General features: G+C 70.0%; 18 protein-coding genes. 9 read left to right on the top strand and 9 right to left on the bottom strand.

The window, feature by feature from the left end:
* Positions 1 to 213: 213 nt before the first annotated feature.
* The 3 genes from ACI2K4_RS02580 to ACI2K4_RS02570 form a co-directional block, all read right to left on the bottom strand.
* Entirely contained in the window at positions 214 to 1,719 is a 1,506-nt protein-coding gene (locus ACI2K4_RS02580) for an MFS transporter (RefSeq protein WP_404508153.1), read from the bottom strand.
* A gap of 125 nt (positions 1,720 to 1,844) precedes the next feature.
* Positions 1,845 to 2,540, bottom strand: a complete 696-nt coding sequence (locus ACI2K4_RS02575) for a TetR/AcrR family transcriptional regulator (RefSeq protein ID WP_404508151.1) — start codon at positions 2,538 to 2,540, stop codon at positions 1,845 to 1,847.
* A 334-nt stretch (positions 2,541 to 2,874) separates the two neighbouring features.
* Positions 2,875 to 4,110, bottom strand: coding sequence for a beta-ketoacyl-[acyl-carrier-protein] synthase family protein (locus ACI2K4_RS02570; protein WP_404508150.1), 1,236 nt, complete (start codon positions 4,108 to 4,110; stop codon positions 2,875 to 2,877).
* A 69-nt stretch (positions 4,111 to 4,179) separates the two neighbouring features.
* Between ACI2K4_RS02570 and ACI2K4_RS02565 the strand changes: the two genes are divergently transcribed.
* Positions 4,180 to 4,839 (top strand): TetR/AcrR family transcriptional regulator C-terminal domain-containing protein, encoded by a 660-nt coding sequence (locus ACI2K4_RS02565; RefSeq protein ID WP_404508149.1) that lies wholly within the window; start codon positions 4,180 to 4,182, stop codon positions 4,837 to 4,839.
* Complete coding sequence (locus ACI2K4_RS02560) at positions 4,826 to 5,224, top strand: NUDIX domain-containing protein (RefSeq protein ID WP_404508148.1); 399 nt, start codon at positions 4,826 to 4,828, stop codon at positions 5,222 to 5,224. The genes ACI2K4_RS02565 and ACI2K4_RS02560 overlap by 14 nt, the downstream gene beginning before the upstream one ends.
* A 55-nt stretch (positions 5,225 to 5,279) precedes the next feature.
* Here the strand turns inward: ACI2K4_RS02560 and ACI2K4_RS02555 are convergent, their stop codons facing one another.
* Entirely contained in the window at positions 5,280 to 6,137 is an 858-nt protein-coding gene (locus ACI2K4_RS02555; protein WP_404508147.1) for a hypothetical protein, read from the bottom strand.
* Positions 6,138 to 6,362: 225 nt separating this feature from the next.
* Between ACI2K4_RS02555 and ACI2K4_RS02550 the strand changes: the two genes are divergently transcribed.
* The 3 genes from ACI2K4_RS02550 (at position 6,363) to ACI2K4_RS02540 (ending at position 8,245) form a co-directional block, all read left to right on the top strand.
* Positions 6,363 to 6,863 (top strand): hemerythrin domain-containing protein, encoded by a 501-nt coding sequence (locus tag ACI2K4_RS02550; protein WP_404508146.1) that lies wholly within the window; start codon positions 6,363 to 6,365, stop codon positions 6,861 to 6,863.
* An 88-nt stretch (positions 6,864 to 6,951) separates the two neighbouring features.
* Positions 6,952 to 7,224: a DUF4235 domain-containing protein gene (locus ACI2K4_RS02545; RefSeq protein ID WP_404508145.1), complete on the top strand. Its 273-nt coding sequence runs from the start codon at positions 6,952 to 6,954 to the stop codon at positions 7,222 to 7,224.
* A gap of 241 nt (positions 7,225 to 7,465) precedes the next feature.
* A complete protein-coding gene (locus ACI2K4_RS02540) occupies positions 7,466 to 8,245 on the top strand; it encodes an RNA ligase family protein (RefSeq protein ID WP_404508144.1) in 780 nt (259 codons plus the stop codon).
* 174 nt (positions 8,246 to 8,419) lie between these two features.
* Here the strand turns inward: ACI2K4_RS02540 and ACI2K4_RS02535 are convergent, their stop codons facing one another.
* Entirely contained in the window at positions 8,420 to 8,641 is a 222-nt protein-coding gene (locus ACI2K4_RS02535) for a DUF2188 domain-containing protein (protein ID WP_404508143.1), read from the bottom strand.
* Between the two features lie 128 nt (positions 8,642 to 8,769).
* Here ACI2K4_RS02535 and ACI2K4_RS02530 point away from each other — a divergent pair, with 128 nt between their 5' ends.
* A complete protein-coding gene (locus ACI2K4_RS02530; RefSeq protein ID WP_404508141.1) occupies positions 8,770 to 9,105 on the top strand; it encodes a hypothetical protein in 336 nt (111 codons plus the stop codon).
* Between the two features lie 102 nt (positions 9,106 to 9,207).
* Complete coding sequence (locus tag ACI2K4_RS02525) at positions 9,208 to 10,173, top strand: helix-turn-helix domain-containing protein (protein ID WP_404508140.1); 966 nt, start codon at positions 9,208 to 9,210, stop codon at positions 10,171 to 10,173.
* A 113-nt stretch (positions 10,174 to 10,286) separates the two neighbouring features.
* Here ACI2K4_RS02525 and ACI2K4_RS02520 read toward each other — a convergent pair whose 3' ends face one another.
* Positions 10,287 to 11,111, bottom strand: coding sequence for an SAM-dependent methyltransferase (locus tag ACI2K4_RS02520; protein WP_404508139.1), 825 nt, complete (start codon positions 11,109 to 11,111; stop codon positions 10,287 to 10,289).
* 227 nt (positions 11,112 to 11,338) lie between these two features.
* On the opposite strand from ACI2K4_RS02520, the gene ACI2K4_RS02515 reads away from it, so the two are divergent.
* The gene (locus ACI2K4_RS02515; protein WP_404508138.1) at positions 11,339 to 12,925 is read left to right on the top strand and encodes a glycosyltransferase 87 family protein; all 1,587 of its coding nucleotides are present in this window, start codon (positions 11,339 to 11,341) and stop codon (positions 12,923 to 12,925) included.
* On the opposite strand, the gene ACI2K4_RS02510 is transcribed toward ACI2K4_RS02515, so the two are convergent.
* The gene (locus ACI2K4_RS02510; protein ID WP_404508137.1) at positions 12,922 to 13,497 is read right to left on the bottom strand and encodes a winged helix-turn-helix transcriptional regulator; all 576 of its coding nucleotides are present in this window, start codon (positions 13,495 to 13,497) and stop codon (positions 12,922 to 12,924) included. The genes ACI2K4_RS02515 and ACI2K4_RS02510 overlap by 4 nt on opposite strands.
* Positions 13,498 to 13,576: 79 nt before the next feature.
* Between ACI2K4_RS02510 and ACI2K4_RS02505 the strand changes: the two genes are divergently transcribed.
* Complete coding sequence (locus ACI2K4_RS02505; protein ID WP_404508136.1) at positions 13,577 to 14,395, top strand: enoyl-CoA hydratase/isomerase family protein; 819 nt, start codon at positions 13,577 to 13,579, stop codon at positions 14,393 to 14,395.
* 99 nt (positions 14,396 to 14,494) lie between these two features.
* On the opposite strand, the gene ACI2K4_RS02500 is transcribed toward ACI2K4_RS02505, so the two are convergent.
* A complete protein-coding gene (locus ACI2K4_RS02500) occupies positions 14,495 to 15,007 on the bottom strand; it encodes a phenolic acid decarboxylase (RefSeq protein WP_404508134.1) in 513 nt (170 codons plus the stop codon).
* Between the two features lie 159 nt (positions 15,008 to 15,166).
* Positions 15,167 to 16,165: a transporter gene (locus ACI2K4_RS02495; RefSeq protein ID WP_404508132.1), complete on the bottom strand. Its 999-nt coding sequence runs from the start codon at positions 16,163 to 16,165 to the stop codon at positions 15,167 to 15,169.
* Positions 16,166 to 16,210: the final 45 nt, after the last annotated feature.

Genomic DNA, 16,210 nt, shown 5'->3' with positions numbered 1-16,210 from the left:
ACCGACCGGCCAGAGTGAACACGAGACAGCGGGTTCCCGGGTTCGACGCGTGGCGCGGAGACGGCTGTGGAACGGGTCACGCCCGCCTTCCAGGCCCGGAACGCAGGCTGGCGGCCCCGCCTCGTGGGCAGGGCCGCCAGCCACCTGTCGTTCCGGTTCCCGGAGTGCCCGGGACCGGCCACACCGCCGGGAGCGCCGATCGACGCCCTCCGGTCAGTGCATCATCACCGGTACGGGGATGTCCCCGGCGTTCTCGTCGTCGGTCGCGCCCGACGGGTTGGCGACCGCACCACCGTCCTGACGTCCGGCGTTGACCATCACGAAGGTGATCACCGCGGCGAGCACCAGAACGCCGACGGCCCACCAGATCGCGACGGCGTAACCGTGCACCGCCGCCTCGTTGACCAGGCTCGGGCTGCCGCCGTGGTCGAGCAGGTACGCCGTGGTGGCGCTGGCCGCGACCGTGTTCAGCAGTGCCGTACCGATCGAGCCGCCGACCTGCTGCGACGTGTTGATCATCGCGGAGGCCACCCCGGAGTCGCGTGCCTCGACACCGTAGGTGCCCAGGGCCATGGCCGGCATGAACGCGGTACCCATGCCGAGCCCGAGCAGGATCATGCCGGGCAGGATCAGGCCCGCGTACGAGCTGTCCACCTTGAGCTGGGTCAGGATCAGCATGCCGAGCGCGGCGACCAGGAACCCGGGTCCCATCAGCAGTCGGGGTGCGACCCGGTTCATCAGCCGGGCGCCGATCTGGGTCGAACCGGTGATCATGCCGGCGATCATCGGCAGAAAGGCCAGGCCGGTGACGACCGGTGACCATCCCTTGACCACCTGTAGGTAGTAGGTGAGGAAGAGGAACAGACCGAACATGCCGATGATCGCGATGCCCAGCGCCGAGTAGACGCCGGCCCGGTTGCGCTCGGTCAGTACCCGCAGCGGCAGCAGCGGGTGCGCGACCCTCGACTCGACCAGCACGAACGCGGCCAGCAGCACGACCGCCGCGACAAACGAGCCCAGCGTCCAGGCCGCGGTCCAACCGTCGCTCTCGGCGCGGGTGAAGCCGTAGACCAGGGAGACCAGGCCGGTGGTGGCGAGCACCACGCCGGGGATGTCGAGCTTGTTGCGGTTACGCGCGCCCGGCACGTCCCGGACCACCAGGTACGCCCCGACGGCGGCGATCAGCGCGAACGGGATGTTGACGTAGAGCGCCCAGCGCCAGTTCAGGTACTCGGTGAGCACCCCGCCGAGGATCAGACCGATGGCACCGCCACCACCGGCGATGGCGCCGAAGACGCCGAACGCCTTGGCCCGTTCCTTGGCCTCGGTGAAGGTGACCGCCAGCAGCGACAGCGCGGCCGGGGCGAGCAGCGCGCCGAACACACCCTGGAGGGCGCGGGCGCCGAGCAGCATGCTGGTGTTGGCCGCCAGGCCGCCGATCGCGGACGCGGCGGCGAAGCCGAGCAGGCCGATGGTGAAGATCCGCTTCCGACCGGCGATGTCGGCGATCCGGCCACCGAAGAGCAGCAGCCCGCCGAAGGCGAGCGTGTAGGCGGTGATCACCCACTGCCGGTTGCCGTCGGAGATGCCGAGGTCGTGCTGCGCGGCCGGCAGGGCGATGTTCACCACGGTCGCATCCAGTACGACCATCAACTGGGCCAGGGAGATGAATATCAGCGCTGTCCAGCGCCTCGGATTGGCTTCTACTTCTGTGGACATGAAAGGTCCCCGCATTTTTCGCAAATATGGATGGAAACGGCAGCCTGTGGACGCAGGTCACCCGGATCTGGCGATGGTGGTTGTTTCGGCGGAGCCGGTCCGGTCACGCGACCGGGCGCGGTGGGTCAGGCGGCGGCCTCGCCGCGGGGTGGGACGCACGACTCGCCGTTGAGCCGCTGGGTGGATCGCCGCAGGGCTTCCAGGGTCACGGTGCTCCCCGGAAGGACGGACCGCTGCGGCGCGCGCAGCCCGTCGAGTAGGAGTTCCAGATGGCGGTGGGCGAACGGGTCGAGCAGGGCCCGCGCCGTACCGGGCAACGGGCGGGTGAGCTGGACAATCGGGACGATCAGGTCGCCGATCGCCACGTCGGAACGCACCTGGCCGGACTCCCGCGCCCGGCCGAGCAGGCTCTCGAACGCCCGCTCCATCCGGTCCTGGGCCACGCAGAGGTCCGCGTCCCCCAGGTCCAACCAGTCCGAGAGGACCGAGCAGAGTCCGCCGATGTGGGAGTCGGCGGAGGCGTGCACGAACCGCCGCAACGCCTCGAACGGGTCCGACTCCTCTACCGCGACCCGCTCCGCCAACTCGGTCAGACCGGACATCAGGGTCAGGACCACCACCCGGATGAGCGCCTGCCGGCTGGTGAAGTGTCGGTAGAGCGTCGCGTTGCCGACCCCGGCCCGCTGGGCGATCTCGTCCAGCGGCACCTCGGCGCCGCGCTCGACAAAGAGTTCTCCGGCCGCCGCGACGATCCGGTCGTAGTTACGCGACGCGTCCGCCCGCTGCCGGGGCAACCGCTGCTGTACGGCGGTACCAGCCACGTCGACGCTCCTCACCGGAACCGGGGAGATCTTCCCCGCTTACCCGAAGAGTGAAACGGGGAGATCCTCCCCGGTTATTTCGCCGCCCCCTGTGACCTGCGTCCCGACATTGACCGGGTCCTGACCCCGGCGAGTGACCGCGACCTCGGTGACGACCGGGCCGCCCGGGACGCGGTGACCAGCAAGACGCTGGTCAAGCGGTTCGCCCGGCCCGAGGAGACCGTCGAACTGGTGGTCTCCTCGCCTCCGACCGGGCGGCGTACGTCACCGGGGCGAACCACGCGGTCGACGGCGGCGCCACCGCCCGGTGACCCGACGGAGGCGACCGGGCAGCCTAGGCGGAGGTGAAGAGGAGGGAGACGTTCTGGCCACCGAAGCCGAACGAGTTGCAGACGGCGGCTTCCAGGCGCTGCTCCCGGGGAGCACCGGTGACCACGTCGAGCTTGACCTCGGGTGCCTGCCGATCGAGGTTGAGGGTCGGCGGGATGACCCCGTTGACGACCGAGAGCAGGGTGACGATGCCCTCGACCGCACCGGCTGCGCCGACGAGGTGGCCCAGGCTGGACTTGGGGGCGGTGAGGACCACGTCCTCGCCGAGCGCCTGGGCGATCGCCGCCGCCTCGCCCACGTCGCCGACCACGGTCGACGTGGCATGGCAGTTGACGTGCCGCACGTCCGAGGGCTCGAGCCCGGCGTCGGCGACCGCGGTGCGGATCGCCCGGATCTGTCCGGCGCCGGCCGGGTCCGGGCCGGTGATGTGGTGGGCGTCCGAGGTGACGCCGAAACCGGCCAACCGGCCGATCACCCGGGCGCCGCGCGCCGAGGCGAAGTCGGCCCGCTCCAGGATCATGACGCCGGCACCCTCGCCGAGCACAAACCCGTCCCGGTCGACGTCGAACGGACGGGAGGCGCGCTCCGGGTCGTCGTTGCGCTTGGAGAGCGTACGGGCCTGGGCGAACCCGGCGATGGTCAGTGGGGCGATGGCCGCCTCGGCACCGCCCGCGATGACCACGTCGGCCTCGCCGGACCGGATCAGCCGGGCGGCGAGGGCGAGTGCCTCGGCACCGGAGGCGCAGGCGGAGACCGGGGTGTAGACACCGGCGCGGGCACCGAACTCCAGGCTGACCCAGGCGGCGGGTCCGTTCGGCATCAGCATCGGCACGGTGAGCGGGGAGATCCGGCTCGGCCCCTTCTCCTCCAGCAGGTCGTCCTGGTCGAGCAGGGTGGTGATGCCGCCGATGCCGGTGCCGACCACCACCGCGAGCCGGATCGGGTCGACCTCGGGTGCGCCCGCGTCGGCCCACGCCTGCTGGGCGGCGACCAGCGCGGCCTGCTGGCACCGGTCCATCCGGCGCGCCTGCACCCGGGGCAGTGCCTCGGCCGGGCTGACCGCCATCGGAGCGGCGATCTTCGCCGGCAGGTCGTCGGCGTACGCGAACGAGGTCACCAGGTCGTCGATGCGGCGTACGCCGGAACGTCCGGCCAGCAGACCCTGCCACAGCGAGTCGACGTCCCCGCCGAGCGGTGTGGTCGCGCCGAGCCCGGTGACGACGACGTCCTGGGCGTTCATGTTGGCCTCCTGATGGCACCGGGGTACGGGGGCTTGCCGCGCCGTAGTTGTATCGCATACAACTAGAGGATGTCCACCGTACAGTCGTCGCAGCGCAGCGACCCCGAGCCCCGGACGGGTCACTCCGAACCGGTTCGTGACCGGGGTCGGCGTACCCGTGGGGTGATCCTCGAACGGGCGGCGGCGCTGTTCGCCGAACGCGGCTTCGACACCGTCAGCGTGGCCGAGATCGCCACCTCGGCCGGGGCCCACCCGAACCAGATCACCTACTACTTCGGCTCCAAGGACGCGCTGTTCGTGAACGCGGCCTTTTTGCTGCTGCTGCGCGACGCCGAGCGACTGGAGCCGGTGGGACGCCGGCAACGCACGCCGGAGGGGTTCCGGGCGGCGATGGCGCGCACCGCGCTGGCACTTCCGGCGGTGCCGATCGCGGTCCAGGCGATGTCCGTCACCCGGCAGCGACCCGAACTCCGCCCGCTGGCCGAACAGCACCTCACCCGCCTGTTCCACCAGGCCCGGCGCTATCTCACCGCGATCCTGGAACGCCACGGCTGGGTGATCGACCGACCGGCCGACGTCGAGACGCGTACGTTCTGGAGCGCGGTGCTCGGTGCGCGACTGATCTCGGAGTCCGGGTTCGGCGGCCGGTCCAGCGACATCGACCTCGCCGGGGTGCTCACCATCCGGCGCCGCGACACCCCCTACGATGCCGACCGTGACCGTCATTGACAAGATCGCCTGGATCCGGATCGAGAACGGTGCCATCCTGAGCACCCGCAGTCACGGCAAGGACGTCTACTACCTGCCTGGTGGCAAGCGCGAGCCCGGCGAGGACGACCTGGCCACCCTGGTACGCGAGATCGACGAGGAACTCGCCGTGGCGATCCGGCCGGAGAGCGTCACCCCGGCCGGCACCTTCGAGGCACAGGCCCACGGTCGTCACAAGGGCACGACCGTCCGGATGACCTGCTACGCCGCCGACTACCAGGGGACGCTCACCGCCAGCGCCGAGATCGCCGAGGTCACCTGGCTCGGCTATGCCGACCGGCACCGGGTGTCCCCGGTCGACCAGATCATCTTCGACCGGCTCCACCAGGACGGCCAGCTCCGCTGAGACGCGTACGGCCCCGGGGCGAGCCCCGGGGCCGTACGCGTGGTGCGGGTTACCGTCAGCCCTCGAGATTCTCCAGGTCCTTGAGGGCGTCCCCGAGCTCCTTGAGCATGTCGACGAAGTCGGCCGTCTCGGCTGCCGGCGGCAGCTCGATGGTGACCGGCTTGCCGTAGTCGGTGTAGTCGACGGTGACGTCGTTCGCGTCGTTCAGGTAGCCACGGAAACGACGGAGCTGGTACTGCTCGTCCGCCCAGAGGTCTGCCTTGACCTCCTTGACGCCCAGCTTGGTGAACTCCTTCTCGAGCGCCTCGCGGGCCTTGGCGTCGGAGACGGCGCCCAGGTAGGCGGCGACCGGGATGGTGGCCGCGTAGTGAACGGTCTGCACGCCGGCCACGGCCTCCTCACCAACCACCGTGATGCTTTCGGCGGCCAGCATCCGCTTCAACGTCTGGGCCGGGTCGATCTCGTCCAGCATGCTGGACATCGCCTCGTTGCCCGCCTCGCCAGCCATCGCGAGGTCCATCTTGAGCCACTTCTTGCCGTCGAACTCCGCCTGCTCCGACGGCGAGACGGAGATGTACATCGCGGTGCCGATGATGCGAGCGGTGGTCGGACCCTCCTTCGGGTCCTCCAGGGTCATCTCCGCCTTGCGCTCGGTGCCCAGCGCCGCGACGCCGGTGCCCTTGACCGCCTCGCCCTCGGCCTTGCCCGTCATCGTGAAGCTGACGGTGGTGGTGGCCCCACCGAGGGCGGCGGACGCCTTCTGGATCGACCCCTTGGCGTCGCTCGCCATCAGCGCCAGCGCGCTCGGCTTCTCCTCGGTGGTGGACCCGGCGTCCTTCGAGCCGCACGCCGCGAGGCCGAGCACCGCGAACGCGGAGACGGTCAGGACGGCGCTGTTCTTCCAACGTGCCACGAGAAAACTTCCCCCGGTATGAGTGGGTGGTGACGTAGACAGGGGGCGAACTCTAACCCACCCCACCGACACTCCTCACCCGGATTCCGGCCGTCCCGGCTCCGGCCCCGCACCGGCCGGCGCACCCGCCGGGCGACAACCCGGCCCCGATACACCGCCGGACCGGTGGTTTCCCCAGGTAGGGCGGGGGGTAGCAGGAACGACACCGAGCCGGAGGGAAGTCTCATGTCGACCGACGCCATTGTCATCCTGAAGCAGGACCACAAGGAGATCCGCGCCCTTTTCAGGGAGTTCGAGCAGGCCGGGGAGAACGCGACGAAGAAGAAGGGCGCGATCGTCGAGCGCATTCTCGAGGCGCTGACCGTGCACACGTACATCGAGAACGAGTGCATGTATCCGGAGACCCGTGAGCTGCTGCCGGACCTTGAGGACGACGTGCTCGAATCGTACGAGGAACACCACGTCGCCGACATGCTCTGCCTGGAGTTGGCCGCCATGAAACCGGAAGACGAGCGGTTCGACGCCAAGACGACGGTGCTGATCGAGAACGTGACGCACCACATCGAGGAAGAGGAAGAAGAATGGTTCCCGAAGGTACGTGACGGGCTCGGTCGGAAAAAGTTGCAGGAGATCGGCGAGCGCATGATCGAGCTACGCGAGAAGGCGCCACGGAAGCCGACCGACCCGAAGGCGTTGAAGAAGGCGGCGGACGCGGTGACAGCCTGATCGGCGGCGACAATTCAGGAAACTGGTGGGCAGGTACCACCGGCGCCGCCGAACGAGCGCCGGTGCCGGAACCACGGAGGCGACGAGCATGGGCAAGGGCATCAACAAGGTGGCGTACAAACCGGTCGGCATCCTGCTCGGCGTCGCGGCCGGCGCGATCGCCGGAATGGTCTTCAAACAGGTGTGGAAGACGGCCGCCGGTGACGACGACGCGCCGAACGCGACCGACGAGGACCGTGGCTGGGGCGAGATCCTGGCCGCCGCCGCGATCCAGGGAGCCATCTTCGCCGTGGTGAAGGCCGCCGTCGACCGGGGCGGCGCGGTAGGCGTACGGCGCGTCACCGGCACCTGGCCCACCTGACGTGAAAGGAAGGGCCCCTTGTTATCGCTTTTTGTATAGGAAGGGGCCCTTCCTAACGTCCGGGAGGCGTGGCGGAGCGCGGGGTGCGGGGGCGCGCGGGGGGGTGCGGGGGGGTGCGGGGGCGGGAGGGTTTCGGGGGGTCCGTGGGGCGGGGGGGCGAAATCGAGTTGTGCGGTGACCGGTCGTGGAGGACGGTAGGCCGACCACGGATGCTGCCTGCTCGACGGAAGGGACCGCGGCCATGACCGACTTCGACGTCCGTACCGCGAACCTGCGTGCCCTCAACTCGCTGACGAAGTACCCGTCGATCCCGACCTATCACGCACTCGACCCGGGCAACGGCGGTCTGACCGACAAGGTGGTCGAATTCGTCGGCCGGGTCCACCTGACCGAGAAGGTCGACGGGACGAACTCGCGGATCGTGGTGCTGCCGGACCGCACGTACCTGATCGGCAGCCGCGAGGAGCTGCTGTACGCCGAAGGTGATCTGATCGGTAACCCGGCCCTCGGGATCGTGGACGCCCTGCTCGACGTGGCCAGCGCGATGGCACCGTACGGCACCGGCATCGTCACCTACTACTTCGAGGTGTACGGCGGAAAGGTCACCGCCGCGTCGAAGCACTACACCGGCAGCAGGCGGGTCGGTCATCGCGTGTTCGACATCTGCGTCATCGACGACTACGCCACGATGCTCGACTGGCCGACGGAGCGGGTCTCGTCCTGGCGCGACCACGGCGGCCAGCGATTCCTCGACGAGGACGAACTGCTCCGGGTGGCGGCCGGCAACGGCCTGGCCACCGTACCCCGGCTCGACGTGCTGGACGCGGCCGAACTGCCGACGGACATCGACAAGACCCACCAGTTCCTGGTCGACCGCCTGCCCCGCACCACCGTGGCGCTGGACGGCACGCCGGGTCGCCCGGAGGGCATCGTGCTGCGGTCCGGGTCCCGGTCGGTGATCGCGAAGGCCCGGTTCCAGGACTACGAGCGCACTCTGCGGCGCCGATCCGGCGGACGCTGACCGAGGCACGCTCAGGCAGGCGGCAGACGCTGACCGAGGCACGTTCAGCAGGAGGGCGGCAGACGCTGACCCACGCGCGCTCAGCAGGAGGGTCGAGGCCGGCGGCGGTCGGTCCCTGTCGTACGTCCGGGCGTGCCCGGGTACGGCGGGTCCGACCGCCGCCGGCCACCACGATCAGCCCTTGGGCGGGTAGGGATCGTCCTGGTAGGTGTACTCGGTCTCGATCTGCCCGTCGGCGGTGTGCAGCACCAACTGGCTCGGCTGGTTCGCGCGGGCGGCCTCACGGCCCTTGTCGACGGCTTCCTGCTTGGTGCCGTACGTGCCGAACGCACTCGACCCCCGCTCCACCTTCCAACGACCGCCGTCCGGTACGACGTGGAACTCACTGCGGCTCATCGCGTCTCCTCACCAGGGATTTCGAGATCATCGATCCCTTCTTCCGTACCCCGGTGTGCTTGACTCAAACAGGCAGCCGGGACGCCCCGGCCTGATTCCGGCACCACGGGACGGAGGAACGGACGCAGATGAGCGAGATTGACCCACACATTCACGTCGAACGCACCGTGGTGCGGGCCAGAGCCGCCGTCCGCGACATGATGGCGTCGACCTGGGGCCTGGTGACCGACACACCGAGCGTCGTGACGACCGGCTGCGACCTCGAGGTGCCGTACGCGATGACCTCCGCCCGCCCGGAGAGCGTCACCTGCCTCGCCTGCCGGGAACACGCCCACCGGGAGTTTCTGCGCTTCGCCGACCGGGTGGAGCAGCTCACCCGGATGCCCGGCTCGCAGATCGGTTCCGACCAGGGGGCTGAGGCCGCACGGCGGCTCCGGGACATGGCAAAGAGGTTCGCCGGTTGACGGTGCCGCTGGACGGCTCGGTCGGATTGGGGTCAACGCACCGTTTATCCTGGGGGCGACAAGACCAGGTTCGCGGCATTTTCCCTGCTTACAGTGGGAGCCATGGAGAGCTCCGGGAACCGACTGGGCGACTACCTGCGGGCCCGCCGCGAGCTGGTCAAGCCGGAGGATGTCGGGCTGCCGAGCGGGGGCCGTCGCCGGGTCCCGGGGCTGCGCCGCGAGGAGCTGGCGATGCTGGCGGGGATCAGCAGCGACTATTACCTGCGCCTGGAACAGGGCCGTGACCTGCACCCGTCGGCCCAGGTCCTGAACGCGATCGGGCGGGCCCTGCGACTCGACGCCGACGCCACCGCCTACCTGCACCAGCTCGCCGGGCCGGTGTCGCGACGCCGGACGCCGTCGAGGCCGGCCCGGGTGCCGGCGACCATCCTGCAGCTCATCGCGAGCTGGACAACCACCCCGGCGTACGTCCAGAACGCGTTCACCGACATCCTGGCGGTGAACAGGTTGGCGCAGGCACTGTCGCCGAACTACTCCCCCGGGGTCAACCTGCTGCGGGCGGCGTTTCTGGACCCGTCCGACCGACGACTGCGGCGCGACTGGGAACAGGCGACCGAGGAGGGGGTCGCCACGCTACGCGGCCTGGTCGGGCCCGACGTCGACAATCCCCGGTTGATCGAACTCGTCGGCGAACTCTCCGTACGCAGCGAGTGGTTCCGGCAGCTCTGGGCGCGCCACGACGTGCAGCCGAAGCGCGGGCGGCTGAGCCTGCTCGACCATCCCCAGGTCGGACCGCTCGAACTGTACGGCGAGAAGCTGAGCATCGCCGGAAGCGACAACCTGATGCTGGTGGTCTTCCAGGCAGAGCCCGGCAGTCGCAGCGCCGAGTCGTTGGCCCTGCTCGCCAGCCTCGCCGCGACCGAAGACGCTTCCGAGGACGCTTCCGGGGACATCGCCGGGGCCGTGGTGACCGGGGACTCGACCGAAGGCTCGACCGGGGACATGAACGAGGAGGTGGACGGGCCGACGCCGCGCGACCGGTGGCAGGACCCGGTGGACGAGCGGTAGCCGGTGACCGGTGAGATTGTCCCCCGGCAACGGCAACGGCAACGGCAACCGCCAGGCCGGTAGGTCGCCAGGCCGCCGACGACCAAGGGCCAGGCGTCGCCGACGACGAAGAGTCAGGGCTTGCGGGCGACCGCCCCGTACATGGCGATGTCCTTGTCGGCGACCCCCGGAGCCTCGGACCCGTCCGGGCGCCACTTGTGCACCTGGACCAGCCCTGGCTCGACCATCTCCAGGCCGTCGAAGAACCTCAGCGCCCTCGCGCGGTCGCGGAAGATGAGGGTCTCGCCGAGCCTGTTGTACTCCCGCTGGACCTGGGCCAGCGGGATCGGGTCGAATTCGTCGGTCGCGATGGACATCGCCAGGTAGCTTCCGGCGGGCAGCACGTCCAGCACCTGCCGGACGACCCGCAGGGCCTCGTCGTCGTCCTCGATGAAGTGCACGATCGCGATCAGCAGCAGTCCGACCGGCTGGTCCAGTTCGAGGGTCCGGACGAACTCCGGTGCGGAGATGATCGTCTGGGGGTCGCGCATGTCCGCCGCCACGTAGGCCGTGCGTCCCTGTGCGGTCCCGACCATCAGCGCACGGGCGTGCGCGAGCACGAGCGGATCGTTGTCGGTGTAGACCACCCGTGCGGTCGAGTCGACCGACTGCACGATCTCGTGGAGATTCGGCGACGTCGGCAGTCCGGTGCCGATGTCGAGGAACTGCCGGATGCCGCAGTCGGTGGCCAGGAACCGTGCCACCCGGTGCATGAAGGAGCGGTTGGCCTCCATGTGCACCCGCAACGCGGGCCAGATCCGCAACGAGTTCTCGCCGGCCTCGCGGTCGGCGGCGAAGTTGTCCTTGCCGCCCAGGATGTAGTCGTAGATCCGTGCGCCGTGCGCCCGGTCGGTCCGCAGATCGACCGCGCGAGCAGCTTCGCCACGACGTTCCACCAAGGCCTCCGTAAAACGATGTCGTCACTCGTGCAGGGCGACCCTACACCGATTGCGCGCCGTACCGGACTCCTGTGTGGATGGTGAGGACGCGGTCGACCGGGTGGGCGGGGAGCCGGCCGGTCGGGGGGCGTGGTCACCGGATCGTCAATGCCGTACCCGGGCTGATCGCCGCAAACCGACACCGCGATCCGTTCGGGTCGGGCGCCGGCCGACGGTAGGTTGGGGTGATGGTGGCGCGTCGGGCCGGTCTGCTGTGGTTGCTCTTCGGCGTGATCGCCGTGGTCTCTTCGGCGCTGGTGCTGCGCCGACCGGTCTGGGACCGCCTCTCCGACCTGCACATCTATTACGGGGCCGTGCAGACCGTCGACGCCGGCCGCCCGCTGTACGAGTACGCGGCGGCGAACGGCGGCCCGTTCACCTATCCCCCGTTCGCCGCGTTGCTGCTGCGCCCGATCGGCTCCGTGCCGGAGTCGGTGCTGCGGGTGATCTGGCTGGTCGGGGTCTGTGCGGCGGTCGCCGCCATCGCCGTGGTGCTGGCCCGGGGGATGGCGAGTGGGCGCGGTCAGCGGCGTGTTGTCGCTGCGGCGGTCGCGGGTGCGGTGTTGCTCTCCGCGCCCGTGCAGAGCAATCTCCGCTTCGGGCAGGTCAGCGTCTTCATCGTGCTGCTCGCCCTGGTCGACGCGGGCGGTTTGACCCCGGCCCGGTACCGGGGCGTGCTGGTCGGCGTGGCCGCCGCGATCAAGCTGACCCCGCTGCTCTTCGTGGTCTTCTTCCTGTTGTCCGGGCGGTACCGGGACGCCGGTCGGGCGGTTGCCGCCTTCGTCGGCTGTGCCGTGGTGGCGATGCTGGTGCTGCCGGCCGACAGTTGGGCGTACTGGACCGGGACGATGCTGGAGACGTCCAGGATCGGCAACCTCGCCTCGCTCGGCAACCAGTCGGTGCACGGCATGCTGATGCGGGTCGGGGTGGGCCCGGAGGCGTTGCCGCCGCTCTGGGCCGGGCTGGTCGCGCTGGTCTGTGGCGTCGCGCTGCTGCGGGCCCGTCAGGTCCAGGCGGCCGACGAGCCGGTACGCGCGGCGGTGCTGGTCGGCTGCGCCACGGTGGTCGCGTCGCCGGTGTCCTGGACGCACCACCAGGTCTGGACCGTGCTGGCGGCGATGCTGATGGTGGCGACGCGGGGGCTGTACCGCCGGATCGCCGGGGTGCTGCTGCTGGTCGTCATGACGGTCTCCCTGGGTGCGGTGCTCAGCGACGTGTCGACCTTTCCCGGCCTGCAGTTCCTGCTGGAGAACGCCCGCGCCGTCGGCGTGACCGCCGTCTGCCTGGCCGGGCTCGGCGGGCTGGCCGTGGCGGCGGTGGGCAGCGCCCGGCGGGCCGACGGCCGGCGTGGCTGGCTGCGGGCGGTCACCACGGTCACCGCCGCGCTGGCCTGCTTCGCGGTGTTGCCGCTGCCGGCCGGTGCGGACCCGACGTTCAAGGCGTACCGGCTGGCCGATGTCGACAACCCGCGCTACTTCTACTTCTGCCGGGAGCAGGCGGAGTGCGCCCGACTGGCGTCCGGCGTACCGGTGCGGTTCGGGGTCGTCCGGGAGAAGACCAAGGTACGGGTCAACGGCGTGGTCGACGGCAGCGTGGCCCGGTTGGAGTACCGGTCCGCGCCCGGTGGCGCCGCACGGGTCATTCCGCTGCTGGAGGTCTACCCGACGCAGCGTACGTTCTCGTTCCGGAGCGCGAACATGGCCGCCGGCGAGCTGGTCGCGTACGCCTCCGACGGGCGGATCGTGGCGAGCTACACCGACGAGCTCGACCCCTAGGGTCGGCCCTGGCCCTGGGGTCGGCCCTCGGCCTCGGCCGCTGCCGCCCGGATGCGGTCGCGGCCCACCTCGGTGTAGACGAACGAGATCTCCTCGGCGGGCAGCAGCAGTGCGGCGTCGGTGACAAAGCCGACCCGGACCGGTTCGCCGTCGCGCGTCGTCTCGCGGGTCTGGCCCACTCCCCCGACGGGCGGGATGTGGTCGTCGCCCCACTGGCCGAGCGCGGCGAGCACGACGAGGAGCTCCCGGCCGGCGGCGGTGGGGTGGTAGGACATCCGGGGTCGGGATCCGGGTTCCCGGTACTCGCGACGTTCGAGCACGCCCGACCTGGTCAGCATCTCCAGCCGGTTGGTGAGGATGTTGGGTGCCACACCGAGGCTCTTGACCAGGTCGGTGAAGCGGGTCATGCCGCCGGCGAGCACCTGCCGGAGGATGAGCAGGACCCAGCGGTCACCGACGATCCCGACGGTGCGCTCGATGGAGCAGAAGGCGTCGTCGGATGGAGTGCTGACCGGGGCACCGCTGGGCGCCCGTCCCGCCTCGTCGCTCGACAACTCGATCCCGCCCGCCATTCGAACCTCCCGTTGACCTGCCCAAACGAAGCTTATCCATCTGACTACCGATTTGCAACCCAGGGTATATGCTCGCCCCATGACCCAGCTCAACATCACCAAGGAGTCGCCGTCGTTCTGGCGCGTCTCGTTCGACAACCCGCCCGTCAACGTCTTCGGCGGGCAGATGATCATCGAGATGCGCGCGCTGCTCGACGCCGCCGAGAAAGATCCCGACCTGACCGTCATCGTGTTCGAGAGCGCGAACCCCGACTACTTCATCGCCCACTGGGACCTCGCCGACGACCTGTCGGTCCTGGCCGACCAACCGGCGCCGGTCACCGGACAGCAGCCCTTCGTCGACATCCTGGTACGCCTGAGCAGGCTGCCCGTGCTCAGCGTCAGCAAGATCCGTGGCCGGGCACGCGGGGCCGGCAGTGAGTTCCTGCTCGCCACCGACGTCCGTTTCGCCAGCCGGGAACGTACCCTGATCGGTCAGTTCGAGATGGGCGCCGGCAGCGTCCCGCCGGGCGGCGGCGCCCCGGCCCGCCTGCCCCGCCTGGTCGGCCGAGGCCGGGCCCTGGAGATCCTCGCCGGGGCCGAGGACTTCGACGGCGACCTCGCCGAGCGGTACGGCTACGTCAACCGCGCGGTCCCGGACGCGGAACTCGACGCCTTCGTCACCGCGTTCGCCAACCGGGTCGCCAAGCTCGACCGCGCGACGCTGGGCGAGTTGAAGGGGTGGGTGGACGCCCTCACCCTGCCCGACGAGAGCGAATTCCCACCCCAGTCCGCGGCCTTCGCCACCCGGCTCGCCGGGCCACGGTACCGGGACTGGGCGAAGGGCGCCTTCGGTGCCGGCCTGCAACAGCCGGGCGACCTGGAGGAGCGGCTCGGCACCCGTGCCGTCGAGTTCTAGGACCGCGACATCCGTTCCGGTGTGATCGTTCGGATCACACCGGAACGGTGAGCGGTCCGATTCGCTACGGAGTGCGTCGCACCGGTCGTCGCGATCGGATCATTCCACCGGCTGCTTCGCGGGCGCGACGGAGATGACCTGCTCGTTGTCCTCGCCGACGTGTTCGACGAACGTGATCGTGGCGAACTCCGCGACCACGTGGATCGGGTACGTGGGACCGGCGTCACGGTAGGCGCGCATCTCGTCGAGGTGGTCGTTCTGGAACACCACCGTGCGCGCGCCGTTGTTCTTCACCCAGTCCGGGAAGAAGATGACCCCGTGGACGACACGCTGCTCGGGAATGATGTTGACCACCACGGAGGTGCCGGTGGGTTCGTTCCAGGACACCTTGTAGACGCCCGGCGTCAACATGACCAGATCGACGTTCTGGCCCTTCACCCAGCGGCCACCGACGGGACCGGAATGGATGCGGTAGTCGATGGTGTGGTCGTTCTTCACGTACATCTCGTACTGCCAGCCGTTGGCGTACGTGTAGATCAGCCGCCGTCCGACAATTCCGGAGAGATCCTGTGGGGGGACCGGGCCGGTGGCGGGAGTGTCGGCATAGGACATGGGCTCTGCACCTTTCTTGGAGCTCGCTTCATCTCCAAGGCGTGACATCGCCGGGCACAATTTGTACGTGACCGGGGTCACGTCAATTCGCGGGCAGCTCCGAGCCGTCACGGGCGGCCGGGCACCACGACTTCCGACCCGGTCGCCGTCGCGGCGGCGCTAGGCGTGACTCGGGCGGGCCGCCCGGCGGTTGCCGCGTACGAAGATGATCGAACGGGCGGCCACCCAACCGATGAGCAGCGTGGCGGCGCCGAGGACCACGGCCTCCCAGCCACCCGCCGCGGGGACGTCCGTCTCGGCGAGCCAGTGGATGCCGTAGGTCGCGCTGGCCGCGGTGGTGAAGGTCAGCGCCCAGAAGCCGAGCGTGAACGGCAGTCGGGCGTACGTCCTGACCAGCGCGAACTGCACCAGCAGGAGCAGCACGAAGGTGCCGAACAGGGCCTCCTGGAACAGGTCGACCCGACCACCGTTGATCGCGAACCAGGCGTTGCCGGCCACCGCCGGCGGGGCCGAGAGGATCGCCAGGGTGGGCACCAGCGCGTCGGGCAGCGCCGGCCGGAAGGCCAGCCGGGCCAGGATCGCCGCGCCGATCAGCAGCCACATCAGGATGCCGACCGCGAACGACCCGACGGCCGCCCGGTGCAGGCCGACGGTGGCCAGTGACTGCGCGCCGATCAGCCCGGCCGCGACGGTCGGCAGCAGGTATCCGGCGTGCAGCCGGTCGATGTCCCGGGTGTGGGTGAGCAGTCCGGTCACGAACAGGGCCGCGACGAGGGTGGCTCCGACGAACATGACGACCACGACCGTACGGGCGGCCGTTGGCGCGGAGTGGTCGAGGCTGGCGCCGAGCAGCATGCCGGTGGTCGGCACCAGGGCGGCGAACGGTCCCAGCACCGGATGGGCCATGTCGTCGATCACGCGCCGGAAGGTGCGGGCCGCGATCAGGTAGTGGACGATGCTGATCACCCAGGTGAGCGCCGCCACGATCCAGAGCAGGTTCGCCGCCGCCCGGTCCAGGCCGAGCGCGGTCGACGCGGCGGTCCAGGTGCCGGCGAGCCCGGAGAGGCCGAAGGCGATGCCGAACTGGTTGAGGGGGAACTGCCGGGGAGAAGGGCCGCCGACCGGGGCGGGACTCTTCGCTTCAGACACGACTGTCACGGGTCGAGTATAAAACGACCGGTCGTATTGACATCGGTGAGCCGG

The sequence above is a fragment of the Micromonospora sp. NPDC050397 genome (genome assembly GCF_044901685.1).
Taxonomy (GTDB): Bacteria; Actinomycetota; Actinomycetes; order Mycobacteriales; family Micromonosporaceae; genus Micromonospora_G.
Note: the sequence above shows the minus strand (reverse complement) of the source record. Positions and strands in the feature narration are given on the sequence as shown.

What these genes read in the sequence shown, in the direction of transcription:
- ACI2K4_RS02580 (WP_404508153.1), bottom strand. Translation starts at nt 1,719, where the DNA reads ATGTCCACAGAAGTAGAAGCCAATCCGAGGCGCTGGACAGCGCTGATA.
- ACI2K4_RS02570 (WP_404508150.1), bottom strand. Translation starts at nt 4,110, where the DNA reads ATGAACGCCCAGGACGTCGTCGTCACCGGGCTCGGCGCGACCACACCG.
- ACI2K4_RS02565 (WP_404508149.1), top strand. Translation starts at nt 4,180, where the DNA reads ATGTCCACCGTACAGTCGTCGCAGCGCAGCGACCCCGAGCCCCGGACG.
- ACI2K4_RS02550 (WP_404508146.1), top strand. Translation starts at nt 6,363, where the DNA reads ATGTCGACCGACGCCATTGTCATCCTGAAGCAGGACCACAAGGAGATC.
- ACI2K4_RS02545 (WP_404508145.1), top strand. Translation starts at nt 6,952, where the DNA reads ATGGGCAAGGGCATCAACAAGGTGGCGTACAAACCGGTCGGCATCCTG.
- ACI2K4_RS02540 (WP_404508144.1), top strand. Translation starts at nt 7,466, where the DNA reads ATGACCGACTTCGACGTCCGTACCGCGAACCTGCGTGCCCTCAACTCG.
- ACI2K4_RS02535 (WP_404508143.1), bottom strand. Translation starts at nt 8,641, where the DNA reads ATGAGCCGCAGTGAGTTCCACGTCGTACCGGACGGCGGTCGTTGGAAG.
- ACI2K4_RS02530 (WP_404508141.1), top strand. Translation starts at nt 8,770, where the DNA reads ATGAGCGAGATTGACCCACACATTCACGTCGAACGCACCGTGGTGCGG.
- ACI2K4_RS02525 (WP_404508140.1), top strand. Translation starts at nt 9,208, where the DNA reads ATGGAGAGCTCCGGGAACCGACTGGGCGACTACCTGCGGGCCCGCCGC.
- ACI2K4_RS02515 (WP_404508138.1), top strand. Translation starts at nt 11,339, where the DNA reads ATGGTGGCGCGTCGGGCCGGTCTGCTGTGGTTGCTCTTCGGCGTGATC.
- ACI2K4_RS02510 (WP_404508137.1), bottom strand. Translation starts at nt 13,497, where the DNA reads ATGGCGGGCGGGATCGAGTTGTCGAGCGACGAGGCGGGACGGGCGCCC.
- ACI2K4_RS02505 (WP_404508136.1), top strand. Translation starts at nt 13,577, where the DNA reads ATGACCCAGCTCAACATCACCAAGGAGTCGCCGTCGTTCTGGCGCGTC.
- ACI2K4_RS02500 (WP_404508134.1), bottom strand. Translation starts at nt 15,007, where the DNA reads ATGTCCTATGCCGACACTCCCGCCACCGGCCCGGTCCCCCCACAGGAT.